This is a genomic window from Stenotrophomonas sp. LGBM10 (assembly GCF_046736075.1).
Classification (GTDB): domain Bacteria; phylum Pseudomonadota; class Gammaproteobacteria; order Xanthomonadales; family Xanthomonadaceae; genus Stenotrophomonas.
In genome coordinates, this window is sequence record NZ_CP177163.1 from 4,322,144 (window position 1) to 4,339,033 (window position 16,890).

The 16,890-nt window shown below is 68.5% G+C and carries 18 protein-coding genes; all 18 read right to left on the reverse strand.

The genetic code is table 11. From position 1 onward, the window contains the following. Positions 1-7 precede the first annotated feature (7 nt). Complete coding sequence (locus ACLB90_RS19060) at positions 8-2,161, reverse strand: putative bifunctional diguanylate cyclase/phosphodiesterase (RefSeq protein WP_411850920.1); 2,154 nt, start codon at positions 2,159-2,161, stop codon at positions 8-10. Positions 2,162-2,365: 204 nt separating this feature from the next. Then, positions 2,366-3,157 carry a flagellar biosynthetic protein FliR gene (gene fliR, locus ACLB90_RS19065; RefSeq protein WP_411850921.1) on the reverse strand — a complete coding sequence of 264 codons (792 nt, stop codon included), beginning with the start codon at positions 3,155-3,157 and terminating at the stop codon, positions 2,366-2,368. 13 nt (positions 3,158-3,170) lie between these two features. Next, positions 3,171-3,440, reverse strand: coding sequence for a flagellar biosynthetic protein FliQ (locus ACLB90_RS19070; RefSeq protein WP_017356083.1), 270 nt, complete (start codon positions 3,438-3,440; stop codon positions 3,171-3,173). 7 nt (positions 3,441-3,447) lie between these two features. Continuing rightward, the gene (gene fliP / locus ACLB90_RS19075; RefSeq protein ID WP_411850922.1) at positions 3,448-4,230 is read right to left on the reverse strand and encodes a flagellar type III secretion system pore protein FliP; all 783 of its coding nucleotides are present in this window, start codon (positions 4,228-4,230) and stop codon (positions 3,448-3,450) included. Position 4,231: 1 nt separating this feature from the next. Further along, positions 4,232-4,618 carry a flagellar biosynthetic protein FliO gene (gene fliO / locus ACLB90_RS19080; RefSeq protein ID WP_411852801.1) on the reverse strand — a complete coding sequence of 129 codons (387 nt, stop codon included), beginning with the start codon at positions 4,616-4,618 and terminating at the stop codon, positions 4,232-4,234. A gap of 11 nt (positions 4,619-4,629) precedes the next feature. Then, entirely contained in the window at positions 4,630-4,968 is a 339-nt protein-coding gene (fliN, locus tag ACLB90_RS19085; protein WP_411850923.1) for a flagellar motor switch protein FliN, read from the reverse strand. Further along, positions 4,965-5,972 (reverse strand): flagellar motor switch protein FliM, encoded by a 1,008-nt coding sequence (gene fliM / locus ACLB90_RS19090; protein WP_017356079.1) that lies wholly within the window; start codon positions 5,970-5,972, stop codon positions 4,965-4,967. Before fliM ends, fliN begins: the two co-directional genes overlap by 4 nt. A 9-nt stretch (positions 5,973-5,981) precedes the next feature. Beyond that, positions 5,982-6,512: a flagellar basal body-associated protein FliL gene (fliL, locus tag ACLB90_RS19095; RefSeq protein WP_411850924.1), complete on the reverse strand. Its 531-nt coding sequence runs from the start codon at positions 6,510-6,512 to the stop codon at positions 5,982-5,984. A 120-nt stretch (positions 6,513-6,632) separates the two neighbouring features. After that, positions 6,633-7,775 carry a flagellar hook-length control protein FliK gene (locus ACLB90_RS19100; protein ID WP_411852802.1) on the reverse strand — a complete coding sequence of 381 codons (1,143 nt, stop codon included), beginning with the start codon at positions 7,773-7,775 and terminating at the stop codon, positions 6,633-6,635. Beyond that, positions 7,775-8,239, reverse strand: coding sequence for a flagellar export protein FliJ (gene fliJ / locus ACLB90_RS19105; protein WP_411850925.1), 465 nt, complete (start codon positions 8,237-8,239; stop codon positions 7,775-7,777). Before fliJ ends, ACLB90_RS19100 begins: the two co-directional genes overlap by 1 nt. 3 nt (positions 8,240-8,242) lie before the next feature. Beyond that, entirely contained in the window at positions 8,243-9,625 is a 1,383-nt protein-coding gene (locus ACLB90_RS19110; protein WP_411850926.1) for a FliI/YscN family ATPase, read from the reverse strand. Continuing rightward, positions 9,622-10,257: a FliH/SctL family protein gene (locus ACLB90_RS19115; RefSeq protein ID WP_411850927.1), complete on the reverse strand. Its 636-nt coding sequence runs from the start codon at positions 10,255-10,257 to the stop codon at positions 9,622-9,624. The genes ACLB90_RS19110 and ACLB90_RS19115 overlap by 4 nt, the downstream gene beginning before the upstream one ends. Then, positions 10,254-11,240: a flagellar motor switch protein FliG gene (fliG, locus tag ACLB90_RS19120; protein ID WP_026070521.1), complete on the reverse strand. Its 987-nt coding sequence runs from the start codon at positions 11,238-11,240 to the stop codon at positions 10,254-10,256. The genes ACLB90_RS19115 and fliG overlap by 4 nt, the downstream gene beginning before the upstream one ends. A gap of 10 nt (positions 11,241-11,250) precedes the next feature. Beyond that, positions 11,251-12,894 carry a flagellar basal-body MS-ring/collar protein FliF gene (gene fliF / locus ACLB90_RS19125; protein ID WP_411850928.1) on the reverse strand — a complete coding sequence of 548 codons (1,644 nt, stop codon included), beginning with the start codon at positions 12,892-12,894 and terminating at the stop codon, positions 11,251-11,253. A gap of 12 nt (positions 12,895-12,906) precedes the next feature. Further along, positions 12,907-13,269: a flagellar hook-basal body complex protein FliE gene (gene fliE / locus ACLB90_RS19130; RefSeq protein ID WP_411850929.1), complete on the reverse strand. Its 363-nt coding sequence runs from the start codon at positions 13,267-13,269 to the stop codon at positions 12,907-12,909. 298 nt (positions 13,270-13,567) lie between these two features. Further along, positions 13,568-15,061: a sigma-54 dependent transcriptional regulator gene (locus ACLB90_RS19135; RefSeq protein ID WP_411850930.1), complete on the reverse strand. Its 1,494-nt coding sequence runs from the start codon at positions 15,059-15,061 to the stop codon at positions 13,568-13,570. Then, positions 15,058-15,435, reverse strand: coding sequence for a response regulator transcription factor (locus ACLB90_RS19140; RefSeq protein WP_026070520.1), 378 nt, complete (start codon positions 15,433-15,435; stop codon positions 15,058-15,060). The genes ACLB90_RS19135 and ACLB90_RS19140 overlap by 4 nt, the downstream gene beginning before the upstream one ends. A gap of 13 nt (positions 15,436-15,448) precedes the next feature. After that, positions 15,449-16,858, reverse strand: coding sequence for an RNA polymerase factor sigma-54 (gene rpoN / locus ACLB90_RS19145; protein WP_411850931.1), 1,410 nt, complete (start codon positions 16,856-16,858; stop codon positions 15,449-15,451). Between the last annotated feature and the right edge of the window lie 32 nt (positions 16,859-16,890).

Consider the following 16,890-nt stretch of genomic DNA (forward strand, 5'->3'; position numbering starts at 1 on the left):
GCGGCGCTCAGCCGGCCGGGTGTCCCGGTGGCGAGAGGTCTTCGTCCGCGCTCCACTCCGGCGCCACTTCCACCCGTGGCCGCGGATGGTCATGCAGCTGCATGAAGCGCTGCGCGTCCACCGGCCGGCCAAGCAGATAGCCCTGCAGGTAGTCACAGCCCAGCCGCTCCAGATACGCGCGCTGGCCGGCGGTTTCCACGCCTTCGGCGACAATGTCCATGTCCAGCGCATGGCCCAGGGCGACGATCGCCGAGACGATCACCACATCCTCCGAACTGTTTTCCAGGTCGCGCACGAACGCATGGTCGATCTTGATCTCGCTGGCCGGCAGCCGTTTGAGGTACAGCAGACTGGAATAGCCGGTACCGAAATCGTCGATGGAGATGCCGACGCCCAGGGTGGCCAGTGACTGCAGCAGCCGCAGGCTGGCTTCCGTGTCGCGCATGACGGTGTTCTCGGTGATCTCCAGGATCAGCCGGCGCGGGTCCATGCGGTGGGTCTGCAGCACGCGCCGCACTTCCTGCAGCAGGTCCGGCGAACTGAACTGGATCGGCGACAGGTTGACCGAGACGGTCCAGCTGTCATGGCCGGCGTCGTGCCACTCGCGCAGCTGGCGGCAGGCCTCGTCCAGGGCCCAGCGTCCGATCTCGTTGATCACTCCGCTGCGTTCTGCGAGCCGGATGAAGCGTTCGGGCGGCACCAGGCCGTGCTGTGGATGCCGCCAGCGGATCAGGGCCTCGGCGCCACAGACGGTGTGGGCCGCCACCCGGGTCTTGGGCTGGTAGTGCAGGAACAGCTGGTCGGTGCCGATCGCCCGGCGCAGGTCGGCGAGGAGCTGGAACTGCTGCTCGGCGCTGTCGTTCATCCAGTCCGAGAACAGCACCTGCGCATTGCGGCCGGCTTCCTTGGCCTGGTACATCGCCGCGTCGGCGAAGGCCATCAGCTGCCGTTCGCTGGCGGCATGGTCGGGGCAGATGGCGATGCCGATGCTGGCGGTGACCTGCAGCTCATGGTCGGGCAGCAGCGGCTCGTGGCCGATGGTCTGGATGATGCGGCTGGCAAGGGCGGCGATGTCCTCGCCGTTGTCGATGCCGACCACCAGCACGAACTCGTCGCCGCCCAACCGTGCGATCACATCATCGGGGCGCAGCAGCTGGCGGGTGCGCTCGGCCACGGCAACCAGCAGGGCGTCGCCGGTCTGGTGGCCATACGCATCGTTCACCTGCTTGAAGCCGTCCAGGTCCATGAACATCACGGCGAAGCGGGTGCCGTTGCGCTCTGCCTGGGCCAGCGACTGCTCGATGTGCTGCTGCAGCAGCAGGCGGTTGGGCAGCCGGGTCAGCGGATCGTGCAGGGCGGCCTGGGTGAGTTCGGCCTGGGCGTCGTAGAGCGAGGTGCGCAGGTCCGAGTTGCGCACGCGCAGCAGGTGCGACTGCATGCGCTGGTCCAGCCAGGACACGACCAGCACGATGGTCAGGATCGAGATGGTGAGCACCAGCACGATCGCCGCCAGCCATTGCGTCTGCAGCCCGTCCTGGCCGGCCGCACCGCAGATGCTGCCGGCCGGGAAGCGTGCCGCGGCCATGCCGGTGTAGTGCATGCCCACGATCGCCGTGCCCAGCAGAACGGCCGGCGCCAGCCGGTCGCGCAGGCGACGCTGGCTGCCGCGCAGGCGGAAGGCCACGAACAGGGCTGTCCAGGAGGCGGCCACGGCGATCAGCACGGAGGCCGTGAACCAGACCGGGTCGTACACGATGCCCGGCTGCATGCGCATCGCGGCCATGCCCAGGTAGTGCATCGAGGCGATGCCGATGCCCATCAACAGCGCTCCCAGCGCCAGCCGCCCATGCGGCAGGGTGGGCAGCGACACCAGCCACAGGGCGAACACGGAGGAGGCGATTGCCGCCAGCAGCGAGGTGCCGGTGATGGCGATGTCGTAGCCGAGCGGAATCGGCAGGCGGAAGGCGAGCATGCCGATGAAGTGCATCGACCAGATGCCCAGGCCCATCGCGCAACCGCCACCGGCGAGCCAGAGCGCGGTCTGGCGCCGGGTAGGGGCGGTGGTGACCCGTGCGGCCATGTCCAGCGCGGTGAAGGACGCCATCACGGCGACCAGCAGCGAAATCAGTACGAGGGACGGGGCGTAGCTGCCTATGAGCATGGGTGACTCTCCCTGGCCTGCACGAATGCGATGGCATGGCGTACACCGCCGTGATCACCGAGGGCGCGCAATGGCACCCTCACCGGCAGTCTCCCCATGACTCCGATGAAACGAACGCTACCCGTGAAGACTACCGCGATGCCCGGGGGGTCTCGCAAGGGGTGATGCGGCAAACCGTGACGGAACGTGCACCGCGCCCCGGGCTCAGTGCGTTACGCCGTCGGCGGCCTGGAACGCGGCATTGAACAGGCGCTGCACCGGTGGCCCCATCTCCCCGGCCAGCACGGTCAGCAGGAACAGGCCGAGCAGCAGGGCGACCGGCAGGCCAAGCTGGATCGGGTTCAGTGCCGGTGCCGCCCGGGCCAGCACGCCAAACGCGAGGTTCACCGCCAGCATGGCCACGGTCAGCGGCAGGGCCAGTGTCAGCGCGCCCCGGAACACCTGCAGCAGGAAGGTGGGTGCGGCGCTCAGGAAGGCATCGACGTTAGGCAGCTCGGCGCCGATCGGCACGGCCTTGTAGCTGTCCATCAGCAGCGAGATCAGCGCGAGGTGTCCGTTGGACGTGAAGAACAGCAGGCCGAACAACAGGTAGAACCACTGCCCGATCACGCCGGAGCTGCCACCGCGCAGCGGATCGCTCATCTGCGCGAACGCCAGGCCGGTGCCTTGGGCGACCAGTTCGCCGGCCATCGCACCGGCCTCGAACACCAGCCGCAGCAGGAAGCCGATCGACACGCCGATCGCCAGTTCGCGCGCGATGCTCAGCACGGTGGCCGCATCGAACCCGGTCCATGCCGGTACCGGCGGCAGCATCGGCGACAGGGCGATGGCCAGCGCGCCGGCGAGCATCACCCGCACCCGCTGCGGCACCGCACGGGTACCGATCAACGGCATTGCCATGACCATCGCGCCGATGCGCAGCATGGTCCACAGGATGGTGCCGATCATGCCGAAGGCCTGCAGGCCATCGGCAGCCATCTGGGTGGCCGAATCCATCGTGCGTGCCTGCCTAGCCGATGAGGTGGGGAATGCGCTGGAACAGCAGCGTGGTGTATTCCACCAGGTGGCCGATCAGCAGGCTGCCCAGCGCGAACAGGACCGCTGTCAGCGCGGCGGCCTTGGCCACGAAGGCGATGGTGGGCTCGTTGAGCTGGGTGGCAGCCTGCACCACGCCGACCACCACGCCAACGATCAGCACGGTGAGCAGCAGCGGGCCGGCAACCCACAACACGGTGATCAGGCCACCGCGCAGTTCGGTAAGGGCGAGTTCGGGCGTCATGGCAACCTCAGACCGCGTTGAAGCTGGCGGCGAGGGTGCCCACCACCAGGACCCAGCCGTCGACCAGCACGAACAACAGGATCTTGAACGGGGCCGAGACCAGCATCGGCGACAGCATCATCATGCCCATCGACATCAGCACGCTGGCCACGACCAGGTCGATGATCACGAACGGGATGAAGATCAGGAAGCCGATCTCGAAGGCGGTCTTCAGCTCGCTGGTGACGAACGAGGCGACCAGCACCGGGAACGGAATCGCATCCGGGCTGGCGTAGGTGCCGTGGCCAGCCATGCCGGCAAAGGTCATCAGGTCGGTTTCGCGGATCTGCGCCAGCATGAAGGCGCGCAACGGCTGGGTGGTCAGCGTCCAGGCGGTCTGGAAGTCGATCTCACCATTGAGGTAGGGCGCCATGCCGCTGCCCCAGGCCTTCTGCCACACCGGCAGCATCACCATCGCGGTCAGGAACAGGGCCAGGCCGAGCAGCACCTGGTTGGACGGGGTCTGTCCGGTGCCCAGTGCCTGGCGCAGCAGGCCCAGCACGATGATGATGCGGGTGAACGCGGTCAGCACCAGCAGCATCGACGGGATCAGCGTGATCGCCGTCATCAGCAGCAGCGTCTGCAGCGGCAGGCTCACCGGCTGGCCGCCGATCTTGCCGACGTTCACGTCCGGCAGCGACGGCGTACCGGGCAGGCCGGGGGCGGCCCAGGCCAGTGCCGGCAGCGCGCACAGGGCCAGCAGCATCAGCAGGGGCAGGTAATGGGTCCAGGATTTACGAGGGCCACGCATGTCAGGAGTCCTTGCGCAGCCGCTGTTGCAGCATCTGCGCGAAATTCGGCAAGTGTTTGAAGTCCGGCAGCCGCGTCGGGGCGGGCGGCGGCAGGGGTTCGGGCAGGCGGTGCAGGGCGTTGATGCCACCGGCAGTCACGCCGAGCAGCAGCTGCTCGCCGTTGACCTCCACGACCACCACGCGCTCTTTGGCGCCAACGGTCAGGCTGGCCACCACGCGCAGGCCTTCGGCAGGGCGGAAGCCGCTGCCCGGCATGCGCTTGAGCAGCCAGCCCAGGCCGACGATCAGGGCCAGCACCGCCAGCAGCGCCAGCACGGCACCGAACATGCTCGGCGCGGCGGCGGCGTGCTGGCCCACCTTGGCGGTGGTGGTGCCGGCGGCGATCAGCGCCCAGGCACTCAACGCAGTCTCCGGATCCGTTCGCTCGGGCTGACCACGTCGGTCAGGCGCACGCCGAATCGATCGTTGATGACCACCACTTCGCCGTGGGCGATCAGGGTGCCGTTGACGAACACGTCCAGCGACTCGCCGGCACCGCGCTCCAGTTCCACCACCGAGCCCTGGTTGAGCTGCAGCAGGTTGCGGATCGGCAGACGCGCGCGACCCACTTCCAGCGACAGCGTGACCGGCACATCGAGGATCACATCCAGGTTGAGGTCGGTGCTGCCGGGGATCTCGTCGGACTGCAGGTTGGTGAACTGTGCCGGTGCCGGCTCGTTGGTTTCGATGTCGTTCATTGCGGGTCTTCCTGGATTACGGGAACGCGCGGGCGGACGCCCGGGGGGTGGGTGGCGGTGATCTTCACTGCGTTGCTGCCGTTGGCGATGCCGAATTCGCCGGTGAACACCGGGATGTTCTCCACGCACACCGGCACCTGCGCCGGCAGCTCGATCGGCAGGATGTCGCCGATCTTCAGCCGGGTCAGTTCGCGCAGGCTCATGCGCTTGCTGGCCAGCACGCTGGACAGGGTGACCTCGGCGATGTTGAGCTGTTCGCGCAGCATCACGCCCCAGCTGGCATCGCGGTCGTTGCGGTCGCTCTGGATGCCGGCATCGAGCAGTTCGCGGATCGGCTCGAGCATCGAGTAGGGCAGGGTGACGTGGATGTCGCCGCCGCCGCCGTCGAGTTCGACATGCAGCCGGCAGACCACCACGTATTCGCGCGGCGTCACGATGTTGGCGAAGTGCGGGTTGATCTCGGAGTTGATGTACTCCAGCTCCACGTCCATCACCGGTGCCCACGCTTCCTGCAGGTCGGCGAAGGTCTGCTTGAGCAGCAGGTGGATGACCCGCATTTCCGTGGCGGTGAATTCGCGGCCTTCGATACGGGTCGGGTAGCGCCCGTCGCCGCCGAAGAAGTTGTCGACGATGGCGAACACCAGCGTCGGCTCGAACACGATCAGCCCGGTACCACGCAGGGGCTTGAAGCGGATCAGGTTCAGGTTGGTCGGCACGTACAGCGAGTGCATGTAATCGTTGAACTTGATCAGCTCGATGCCGCGCACCGACAGCTCGGCCGAACGCCGGATCAGGTTGAACAGGCCGATCCGCCACAGGCGGGCGAAGCGCTCGTTGACCATCTCGAGGGTCGGCATGCGACCGCGGATGATGCGGTCCTGGCTGGCGAAATCGTAGGAGCGCGCCTCGCCGGGGGGCGCTGCATCGATATCGGTCTCCACCGCACCGGAGTCCACGCCGTGCAGCAGGGCATCGATCTCGTCCTGGGAAAGCAGGTCATTCATGGCATGCCCTTACTGGGTCACGAAACTGGTGAACAGCAGTTCGTCGGCGCCCTTGGTGCCGGTCTCGGCCTTGAGCAGCTTCTGCACTTCGGCCAGCGAGTCGGCCTGCAGGCGCTCCTTGCCGGCGCGGTCGGCGATCTGCGCCGGCTCGACCTGCGAGAACAGCATCAGCAGCTTGGCGCGGATGGCCGGTGTGTGAACCTTGATCGCTTCCATTGCGGCCGGATCGCGGGTCATCAGCTGCACTTCCACCTGCAGGTAGCGCGGACCGTCGAAGGACCCGTTCAGGTTGACCACGAACGGCGGCTCCAGGCCGAAGTACTGCGCCGGGGCCGGCACGCCCTTGCTGGCGGTGGCCTTGGTCGGCTTTTCGTCATGCTTGGACTGGGTGAAGTACCACACACCACCGCCGGCGGCACCGGCGGCGAGCACCGCGACCAGGGCGGTGATCAGAAGCGGACTGCGCGGCTTGGCGGCCTTGTCCTTTTCGGCGGATTTCTTGGTTTTGTCGGCGGCTGCGGCCACGAGGGGAAGCTCCATTGGATTGCTTCCTGGCTACATGCAAAGGGTGTGCCTGAATGGCTCCGGCCGCGCTTGCCGGAAAATTGACGGCCCGGTACCGCTTGCGGGCGCCGGGTGCCGACCGCTGGTCGGCACGCGTTACGCGTAGGCGTCCACCAGCCCACGCTGGCGCATCAGCTGCGCCGGGGAAACAGTGGCATCGGCCAGCGACGGTTCGCCGTCGTCGCCGGTCAGGCCACCACGGCCTTCGCCGGGTTTGCCGTCCTGCGCGGTCTGCTGCTGGCCCACATCGGCATTGCCAAGCTGGAAGCCCTGCTCGTTGAGCATTTCGCGCAGGCGCGGCAGGCTGGTTTCCAGTGCGTGGCGGACGTCGGCATGCGCGCTGGTGAAGGCGGCATGGACCTTGTCGCCGTCCAGGTGCAGGCGCACCTCGATCGGGCCAAGGTCGTTCGGGGTGATCTTGATGTGTGCATGGCCGATCTTCTGGTCGGCCAGCCAACCGACGCGGGCGCTGATGGCGTCCTCGAAGTCGTCGCCGCCAAGGTGCGGCGTGGCCGTTGGCGTACCGGTGAAGGGCGCGCCGGGGGCCGCCGTTTTCAGCTCCGCGGCGGCGTGCAGCGCATGCAGCAGCGGGGTCGTCGGCGCATCACCGCCATCGCTGGCCGTGGTGATCGCCTCGCTGACGGTCTTCAGCAGTTCCGCGTCCGAGGTCATCCCGGTATCGGCTGGCAGCAGCATCGCAGCCGGCTCGGTGCCGGCGTCGGCGGCAACGGCGAGGGGCGCGGTCGGGGACGTGGGCGCTGCTGCAGGTGCCGTCACAGCGCTGGGCAAGGCGGTCGTGGCCGGCAACGAAGCCGCAGCGGTGGTCGGCGGCGGGGCGCTGACCTGCGGGTCGATGCCGGCCAGGGCCAGGCCGGCCAGGCCAAGCGGCGGCCACGGCGCGGTGTCGGTGGGTTCACTGCTGTCCTGCGCGGCAGGCGTTGACGGTGCGGCAGCGGTGGTCTCGACGGCCGCGTCGGCGTCCTTCGGTGACGCGCTGTCGCGGCGGCCGGCCTTCGGGCGGTCGGCGGCGGTGCCGCGTCCGTCGTTGGCCGTGGGCGTGTCCGCCTTGGGCTTGCCGTCGCCGGCGCCAGCGCGCTTGCCGGTGCTGCCGTCGTTCTTGAGCAGGGTGTCAAAGTCCCGGCGCGCGTCGCCGGGCGCGTTGTCGCTGCGCGCCGGGGCGCCACCGGTCTTGCCGGTGGCGGCGGGGGCGGGGCTGCCGCCGAGCACGGCCGGCGGCATCACGGCGTGCCTCCGTTGTCGCCGTCGCTGTCACTGCGCTGGGCCTGGCGGCTGCGGCGCGCGCCGATGTCGTCCATCTCGCGCTGGTCGCGGCGGTCGATCAGCACCTTCTCCTGCGCCCGGTAGCTGGCGGCCAGCTGTTCCAGCACCTGCTTGTCGCGGCTGGCCAGGATCAGGCGCGCGCGCTCGGCCTCGACCTTCTCACGGTTGTTGTCCACGGTCTGGCGCTGCTGCGCCACCGCGCTGTCCAGACGGTCCAGGAAGGCGCGGCGGTTCATCAGCTGGGCCGGGCTGGTGGCCGCCATCTGGGCGTTGGCGTACTCCTCGGCATAGCGACGCAGTTCGTCCAGGCGCGACAGATGGGTGTCGAGCATGCGCTGGCGTTCGGCCAGGTCACGTGCGACCTCGTCTTCGTGGTCCTGGGCGCGCTTGAGCAGGGGGTCGATTCGCTTGGACTGGATCATGGGTTAAGTCTCTGGTTCCACCAGCCGCTTGAGTGCGGCCTGGCTGTGCGGCAGATCGGCCGCCTTGGCGACGTCCTGGCCGAGGAATTCAACGATGTCCGACCAGCGTTCCAGCGCTTCGTCGGTGGCGGGGTCGTTGCCGCGCTGGTAGGCGCCGATGGCGATCAGGTCGCGGTTGGTCGAGTACGCCGAGATCAGCCGCTTGAGCTTGCGGATGCGCAGGCGCCACGGTTCATCGGCGATTTCCGTGACCACACGGCTGACCGAGGATTCCACGTCGATGGCCGGGTACAGGCCGCTGTCGGCGACCCGGCGCGACAGCAGGATGTGGCCGTCGAGAATGGCGCGCGCGGCATCTGCGATCGGGTCCTGCGGATCGTCGCCTTCGGTCAGCACGGTGTAGAAGGCGGTGATCGAGCCACGGCCCTTGGCACCGTTGCCCGCGCGCTCGACCAGCGCCGGCAGTTTGGCGAACACCGACGGCGGATAGCCACGGGTGGTCGGCGGCTCACCCACCGACAGCCCGATTTCGCGCTGCGCCTGTGCGAAGCGGGTCAGCGAATCCATCAGCAGCAGGACATTCAGGCCCTGGTCGCGGAACCATTCGGCAATCGCGGTGGCGCGGTAGGCGCCGTGCAGACGCGCCAGCGGCGGACGGTCGGCCGGGCTGGCCACCACCACGGCGCGGCGCAGACCTTCTTCGCCCAGGGTGGTTTCGACGAAATCGCGCACTTCGCGGCCACGTTCGCCGATCAGGCCCACCACGATCACGTCGGCGGCGGTGTAGCGGGTCATCATGCCCAGCAGCGTGGATTTACCCACGCCCGAACCGGCGAACAGGCCCACGCGCTGGCCGCGGCCAATGGGCAGCAGCGCGTTGATCGCGCGGACGCCGACGTCCAGCGGCTGGGTGATCGGCTCGCGCGCCAGCGGGTTGATCGAGACGCCGGCCATGCCGACGGTGCCTTCGGCACGGATCGGCCCCTTGCCGTCCAGCGGCACGCCATCGCTATCGATGACGCGCCCGAGCAGGCCTTCGCCGACTTCGACGCCGCCACGGCCCAGGGCCGGTACCACGCGTGCGTTCGGCAGCAGGCCGTGCAGTTCGGCGCTGGGCATCAGATAGGTGCGTTCGCCGGCGAAGCCGACCACTTCGGCATCCACCCAGCCACCGTCCATGACTTCGACCTTGCAGCTGGCGCCCAGCGGCGATTCGCAGCCCACCGCTTCCAGGGTCAGGCCCACCGCGCGGCGCAGCACGCCCTCGCGGATGAGGCCGCGCCCGTGCGCGGTATCAGGCTGGATGCCGTCCAGGCGCGCAGCCAGGCGCAGGTTGCGCGCGGCGGCCCAGTCGGCGGCGGGGGCGGGAAGGGTGTCGGTGTTCATGCGCTGGCTCCGGCCTTGCGGATCACCGCGTCGAGCGCGCCGCGCAGGCGTGCTTCCAGGGTGCCGTCGATGCGTACCGCTTCGGCATGCACGCGCAGGTCGCCGCGGCTCAGGCTGAGGTCGGCGCTCAGGCGCTGGTGCGGGGCGAGCTGCAGCAGCGGCGTGAGCGCGGCGATGTCGTCCGGGTGCAGGCGCACCTCCACGTCACGCGTGGCGCCGCCAACGGCATCGATGGCCTCGCCGACCAGCTGCGCCAGCAGCGCCGGGTCGGCCTCGTAGGCGCGGCCGACCAGCGTACCGGCGATGCGTACCGCCAGCTCGCCGAGGGCGGCGACCACTTCGTTCTCCAGCCGCACCAGCGGCCGGCTGAAATTGTCCAGGATGCCTTCGATCTGCGCCGCCAGGCGGCGCACTTCGGCCTGGCCCTGGGCATGCCCGTCGGCGTGGCCGCGCTCGAAGCCGTCTTTCTCGGCCTCGTCCTGGATCTGCTGGATTTCCTCCAGCGTCGGCAGCTGCAGGATCGGCTCCGGTTCGTGCTCCGGATCGGGCTCGGTGAGTTCGAAGGTCTCCTCCACCGGCGGTTCGGGAACCGCCAGAAGATCCGGGGCGAGCCAGCGCACGGCGTTGTTCACAGCATCGCCTCCGCGTTGCCACCGATGGTGACGGTGCCTTCATCGGCCATGCGCTTGACGATCGCCAGGATCTCGCGCTGCGCGGTTTCCACGTCCGACAGGCGCACCGGGCCACGGGCTTCCATGTCCTCGAGCAGGATCTCGGCGGCGCGCTGGGACATGTTGCGGGTGATCTTGTCGCGCACCTTGATGTCGGCGCCGCGCAGGGCCAGGCCCAGGCGTTCGCCGCTGACTTCGCGCAGCACCAGCTGCAGTTCGCGGTCTTCCAGGTCCACCAGATCGTCGAACACGAACATCAGGTCCTGGATGCGCCCGGAGAGCGGCGCATCGATGCGCGCGATCTCGCCGAGAATGGCCTGGTCCTGGCCGCTGTCCATGAAGTTGAGGATGTTGGCCGCGCACTGGACGCCGCCGATGTTGGACGACTTCAGGTTCTGGTTGCCGGCGAACTGGCGTTCCATGATCTCGTTGAGTTCGTTGAGCGCGTTCGGCGGAATGCCGTCCAGGGTGGCGATGCGCAGCAGCACGTCGACGCGGGTGCGGTCGGGCAGCAGCTTGAGCGCGTCGGCAGCCTGGTCGGTTTCCAGGTGGGCCATCACGATGGCGATGATCTGCGGGTGTTCGTTGCGCACCAGGTCGGCCACGGCACGCGGGTCCATCCACTTCAGCGCGTCCAGGCCGGTGGTGTTGCGCCCGAGCAGGATGCGGTCGATCAGGTTGCCGGCCTTCTCGCTGCCGAGGGCCTGCACCAGCATGTTGCGGATGTAGTCGTCCGAGCCCACGCCGAGCGAGGTCTTGGAGCCCAGCTCGCTGCCGAACTGGTCCATCACGCGCTCGACCTGCTCGCGGGTGATATCGGTCATCGTCGCCATCGCGATGCCGATCTTCTGCACTTCCTTGGGTTCCATGTGGCGCAGCACTTCGGCGGCGTCCAGTTCACCCAGCGACAGCAGCAGTACGGCGGCGCGTTGCACACCGGTCAGGGGAGGGGCCTCAGTCATTGGCCACCCAGCCCTTGACGACCTGCGCCACACGCTTGGAATCGGTCTTTACAGCTTCACGCGCCATGCGCAGTCGTTCCTCGTAGGAGTCCACCGGCAGTGCCAGCGTTTCATGTCCGCCCGCAGGGTTGCGGTCCGAGCCCAGTGCGGGCAGCGCATCGCCGTCCTCGACCAGGTGTACGTCGGCGCCATGCGGTTCCAGCGCGTCTTCGTCCGGCTTCTTGGCTGAGCCGGTGATCGAGCGCAGTGCCGGGCGCAGCACGCCGAACACCAGCGCCAGCACCACGATCGCGCCGAGCAGCAGGCGCAGGCCGTCCTGCACCTGGGGCAGTTCCCACCACTTCGGCCCTTCGACCGGGGTGACCTCGCGGACGAACGGCGCGTTCATCACCGACACGGTGTCGCCACGCTCGGCATCGAAGCCGACGGCCTGCTTGACCAGGGCTTCGACCCGGGTCAGCTCGGCTGCCGAGAGCGGCTGCTCGGTGGTTTTGCCGTTGGCGCCGGGACGCGGCACGTTGTCGAGCAGCACCGCCACCGACACCCGCTTGATCCGGCCGGCCGGCTGGCGGGTGTGCTGCAGGGTACGGTCCAGCTCGTAATTGCGGGTGGCGTTCTTCGACGACTCGGTCGGCGCCTGTGCGGTGGCCGGGGCCGCCGCCGGACCCGGCGGGGTGTTGCTGGTGGCGCCCGGGACGCCCTGCGGGCCCGGCACGTTGCTGCTGTTCTCGCTGAGCTGTTCGCTGCGCAGCTTCTGCGGCTCGCCGTTGTACAGCTCGCGGGCCTCTTCGATGACCGAGAAGTCCATGTCCACGCTGACTTCCGGATTGACCCGGCCCGGGCCGGTCATCGGCTCCAGCAGTTCACGGATACGCTGGTTGAACGAGGTTTCCTGGCGGCGCACCTGTTCAAACTGCGCGGCATTCATCGCCGCATCGCTGTTCGGATCGGACACGCTCAGCATGCGCCCGCTCTGGTCCACCACGGTCACCCGCTCCGGCGCCAGGTCGGGGATGCTGGCGGCGACCATGTGCACGATCGCATCGATCTGCCCGCGCTCAAGCTGCTGGCCGCCACGCAGTTCCAGCACCACCGAGGCACTGGCCACATCGCGCTGGCGGGTGAAGGCGCTGGGCTTGGGAATGGCCAGATGCACGCGCGAATCACGCACCGGGCGCAGCGTGTTGATGGTCCGCGACAGCTCGGTTTCCAGCGAATGCTGGTAGCGGGCGTTTTCCATGAACTGGCTGACACCGAAGCCCGGATCGCGTTCCATCAATTCGAAGCCGAGCCGGCCGCTGTCGGTGAGCCCGGAGCCGGCCAGCTTCAGCCGCGCGTCGTGCAGGTTCTTTTCCGGCACGGTGATGCCGCCGGTGGCGGCATCCAGCTCGAAGGGAATCTGCGCGGCGCGCAGCAGGTCGGTGGCTTCGGCGGTGGCCTTCTGGTCCAGCCCGGTGTACAGCGGCACCATGCCGGGCTTCTGCGACCAGAAGAACACGAACAGACCTGCCGCCACGGCCACGGCGATCATCGCCATCAGTCCGAGCCGACGGGTGATCTGCAGGCTTTGCAGCCGGTCGAACCACTGGCCCGCCTTTTCGGCGTTCAGGGATTCCTTGGTAAGCGACAGGGCCATGCGTTTCTATCCTTACAGCGGCATGTTCATCACGTCCTGGTAAGCCTGGACGAGACGGTTGCGGACTTCCACGGTGGCGCGGAAGGCGATCTGGGACTGCTGCGAGGCGACCATCACTTTGGCGAGGTCGGCGCTGGGGTCACCCAGCTCGAAGGCCTTGGCCAACGCGCCGGACTTCTGCTGTGCGTCGTTGACGCCGGCGATGGCCCCACGCAGCGTTTCGGTGAAGCTCGGGCCCTGGATCTCCTGCGGCGACACCAGCCCCTGGATGGCATTGCTCTTCGGCGCTTCCGTCAGCGGGCTGACGGCCGACTGCCCCATCTGGGTCTGGAAGGAGCGGATCTGGGAAAGGACGGAGGTAACGGAGTGCGACATCTGGAACGTTCCGAATCTGGGGATGGGGTTTCAGGTGAATACGTTGCAAGCGGCGTGCCGAAAACGGCGAACGATTCAGTTTTGTCGTGGTGGCGGGCACTTACGCATTCAGCGCGGCAGCCATCGCCCCGTCCCGGGCGGGGCCGATGCGACGGAATGTCGCTGCGGCCGGATGACGCGGCGGCCGGTGACGGATGCCCGGCGTCGGAAAACCGGCGGCGGTGTGCTGACGCGGCCCCCGGAACGCAGAAGCCCGGGACGGGCCCGGGCTTCTGTGGTGTTGCGGCTGCAGGGAGGATCAGCTGGCCAGTTCGGTGTGATCGCGTTCGATGCCGTACTTGCGCAGCTTCTCCACCAGCGTGGTGCGGCGCAGGCCAAGCAGCTGGGCGGCGTGGGCGACCACGCCCTGGGTGCGCTCGAGTGCCTCGTTGATGAGGTTCAGTTCGATGTTGGCCATGTGGTTGCGCAGGTCCAGGCCGGCGTCGGGCAGGGCCGGCGCACGGGTGACCGGGCCGATGCCGTTTTCCAGCGGCGCGGTGTTGCCCGGTGCCGGCGTATGGAAGGAGAAGCTGCGCAGGTCCAGGCGTTCGTCGGTGACCGGGGCGGGTGCCGCGGCAACGACAGCGGCCGGGCTGAAGTCGCCGCGGTAGCGGGCCGGCAGGTCCTGCACGCGAACATTGCCACCCGGATGCAGCACGGCCAGGCGCTCCACCAGGTTGGTCAGCTCGCGCACGTTGCCCGGCCACTCGTAGGTGGCCAGTGCCTGCAGGGCCTCGGCGCTGAAACGCACTTCGCCGCGGCCGGTACGGGCCAGCTGGCCGGCGATGGTGGTGACCAGCGCCGGCAGGTCTTCGCTGCGCTCGCGCAGGGCCGGCACGTCGATGGGGAACACGTTGAGGCGGTAGAACAGATCCTCGCGGAACTTGCCATCGGCGATGCGCGACTCCAGGTCGCGATGCGTCGCGGCGATCACGCGCACGTTGCAGCGGATGGTCTGGTTGCCGCCAACACGCTCGAAGCTGCGCTCCTGCAGCACGCGCAGCAGCTTGACCTGCATCGGCAGGCTCATGTCGCCGATTTCATCGAGCAGCAGGGTGCCGCCCTCGGCCATTTCGAAACGGCCCTTGCGGGCGCTCAGCGCACCGGTGAAGGCGCCCTTCTCGTGACCGAACAGCTCGCTTTCCAGCAGGTCGGCCGGAATCGCGCCGCAGTTGATGGCCACGAACGGTCCATCGCGACGCGGGGAGCGCTGGTGGATCGAACGCGAGACCACTTCCTTGCCGGTGCCCGATTCGCCCAGCACCAGCACGGTGGTATCGAACGCAGCCACCTGGTCGATCATCTGGCGCAACGCGCTGACGGCAGCGCCGTCGCCGGTCGGGCCCTGTTCCTGCACGGCACCGGCCTGGTGCTCGGCATCCAGGCGCTTGAGGCTCGCGCGGCGCAGCAGGCCTTCCATCTGCGCATGGCGCAGCGGTGCTTCCAGCGGCCACACATTGGCTTCGTGCAGACCGTGTTGCTGGGCGAAGGCGGTGGTATCACCATCGATCAGCATCACCGGCGGCGGCAGCGAGCTGTGCCCCAGCCAGTCGAACAGGGCATCGCTGCGCTCGTTCGGGTCCAGAGCGCCGATGATCACCGCCATCCAGTCGTTCTGGCGGTGGCGGGCGGTATCGATATCGGCCGCGTCGGCCACCCAGCGCGGGTTGAAGTCCATGAACTCCAGCAGGGCGACAGTGCGTTCGGCGCGGACGGCGTCGTTGTCCAGTACAAGGATGCGCGACTCACTCATGATCCATTCCCCTTCAGGCCTTCCAGGATCGGCATGACTTCCTGGATGTAGGACAGCTTGCTGACGAAGTTGTCGGCGCCGGCGCGCAGCGCGTGTTCACGGTGCTCGGCGTCATCGAAGTGGCTGGCGATGACGATGTACGGTGCGTCGTCCTGCGACTTGATCAGGCGGGTGGCCTGCAGGCCGCCCATTTCGGGCATGGCCAGGTCCATCAGCACCACCTTCGGGCGCAACGACTCGGAGCGCTCGATGGCTTCCAGGCCATTGCCGGCGCTGCCGATCACGTCCAGCCAGTCGACCTTGCGGAAGTGGCGCATGGCGGCGTTGATGAAGCCCTCGTGGTCGTCGACCAGCAGGACGGTGAGCTTGTTCATGTCGTTCATTCCTTCAGCCCACCCGGGCCAGTTGCGGGGCCCTGGCATTGGCCCGGCGGCGTTCGCGCGCCGGGGCGATGTCCAGTTGTTCGCGGTATTTTGCAACGGTACGGCGGGCGATGTTCACCCCCTGGCGCGACAGCAGGCCGGCAATGGCCTCGTCGGCGAGCGGCCGGCCGGCCGGTTCGGCATCGATCAGGCGCCGGACCATCGCCTTCACCGCCTGGCCGGAGACGCTGGCGCCTTCCAGCCGCACGGCGAAGAAGTGCTTCAGCTCCAGCGTGCCGCGCGGGGTCTGCAGGTACTTGCCGGTGGTGATGCGCGACACCGTGGATTCGTGCATGCCGATCGCATCGGCCACTTCCTTCAGGGTCAGCGGGGCCATCGCCTCTTCGCCGCGGGTCAGGAAGCCGGCCTGGCGCTCGATGATCACCCGCGCGGTGCGCAGCAGGGTGTCGTAGCGCATGGACAGGCCACGGGTCAGCCAACGGGCTTCCTGCAGCATGTCGCGCAGCGGCTGGGCGGCATCGCCGGCGTCGCCGAGGGCCTGTTCGTAGTGCGGGTTGATGCTCAGGCGGCGGCTGGTGGCCGGGTTGAGCGCCACGCGCCACTGGCCGTCGGCGTGCCACGCGATGACGTCGGGGATGACGGCACCGTTGCTGTCCGGCAGCAGGCTTTCGCCCGGGCGGGGCTGCAGCGACAGGATCAGGCGGACGGCTTCGTGGATGTCGGCGATCTCCGCATCCAGTTCGCGGGCCAGCGCGGCGTAGTCGTGCGCGGCCAGGGTGACCAGGCCCTCATCGAGCACGCGCAGCGCCAGGTGGCGGGCCGGCACGCGGCCGGGCATCGCGCGCAGCTGCACGCACAGGCACTCGTGCAGGTCCTGTGCGGCCAGGCCGACCGGGTCGCCGTGCAGGATGTGCTGGCGGACCGCTTCGACCCCGTCGGCGTCCACATCGCACAGCGCGCTGGCCAGCAGCTGCAGCTGTGCGAGAGGGGCATCGAGGTAGCCGGCGTCGTCGCAGTGCTCCAGCCAGAAGGCGGCCACGGCCAGTTCGCGCGGTGCCAGCTCCAGCGACAGCCGCTGCAGGGCGCGCAGCTGCGGGTCGCTGGATTCGCCGGCGGCCACGCGCTGCATGCGGTCGTCGTCGCCGTCCTGCCAGCTGCTGCCGGCCACGTCCCACATCGAGCTTTCCGGCAGCTCGTCGAACGCCGCTACGTCCTGCGTGGCGGCAACGTCGTCGGTGGTATCGGCACGCTCTTCGGCGGCCTCGTCCAGTTCGAGCAGCGGGTTGGTCTCCAGCGCACGGCGGATTTCCAGTTCGAGCTGCATGCCGTTCAGCTGCAGCAGCCGGATCGACTGCAGCAGTTGCGGTGTGAGGTGAAGCTGCTGACCCATCTGGGTCGAAAGATTCGCTTTCAAGTCCATTCCCCGTCGGCGCCGACTCCCCGGCG

Coding starts and splice junctions, on each gene's coding strand:
- ACLB90_RS19060 (WP_411850920.1), bottom strand. CDS start 2,161: ATGCTCATAGGCAGCTACGCCCCGTCCCTCGTACTGATTTCGCTGCTG.
- fliR (WP_411850921.1), bottom strand. CDS start 3,157: ATGGATTCGGCCACCCAGATGGCTGCCGATGGCCTGCAGGCCTTCGGC.
- ACLB90_RS19070 (WP_017356083.1), bottom strand. CDS start 3,440: ATGACGCCCGAACTCGCCCTTACCGAACTGCGCGGTGGCCTGATCACC.
- fliP (WP_411850922.1), bottom strand. CDS start 4,230: ATGCGTGGCCCTCGTAAATCCTGGACCCATTACCTGCCCCTGCTGATG.
- fliN (WP_411850923.1), bottom strand. CDS start 4,968: ATGAACGACATCGAAACCAACGAGCCGGCACCGGCACAGTTCACCAAC.
- fliM (WP_017356079.1), bottom strand. CDS start 5,972: ATGAATGACCTGCTTTCCCAGGACGAGATCGATGCCCTGCTGCACGGC.
- fliL (WP_411850924.1), bottom strand. CDS start 6,512: ATGGAGCTTCCCCTCGTGGCCGCAGCCGCCGACAAAACCAAGAAATCC.
- ACLB90_RS19100 (WP_411852802.1), bottom strand. CDS start 7,775: ATGCCGCCGGCCGTGCTCGGCGGCAGCCCCGCCCCCGCCGCCACCGGC.
- fliJ (WP_411850925.1), bottom strand. CDS start 8,239: ATGATCCAGTCCAAGCGAATCGACCCCCTGCTCAAGCGCGCCCAGGAC.
- ACLB90_RS19110 (WP_411850926.1), bottom strand. CDS start 9,625: ATGAACACCGACACCCTTCCCGCCCCCGCCGCCGACTGGGCCGCCGCG.
- fliF (WP_411850928.1), bottom strand. CDS start 12,894: ATGGCCCTGTCGCTTACCAAGGAATCCCTGAACGCCGAAAAGGCGGGC.
- fliE (WP_411850929.1), bottom strand. CDS start 13,269: ATGTCGCACTCCGTTACCTCCGTCCTTTCCCAGATCCGCTCCTTCCAG.
- ACLB90_RS19135 (WP_411850930.1), bottom strand. CDS start 15,061: ATGAGTGAGTCGCGCATCCTTGTACTGGACAACGACGCCGTCCGCGCC.
- ACLB90_RS19140 (WP_026070520.1), bottom strand. CDS start 15,435: ATGAACAAGCTCACCGTCCTGCTGGTCGACGACCACGAGGGCTTCATC.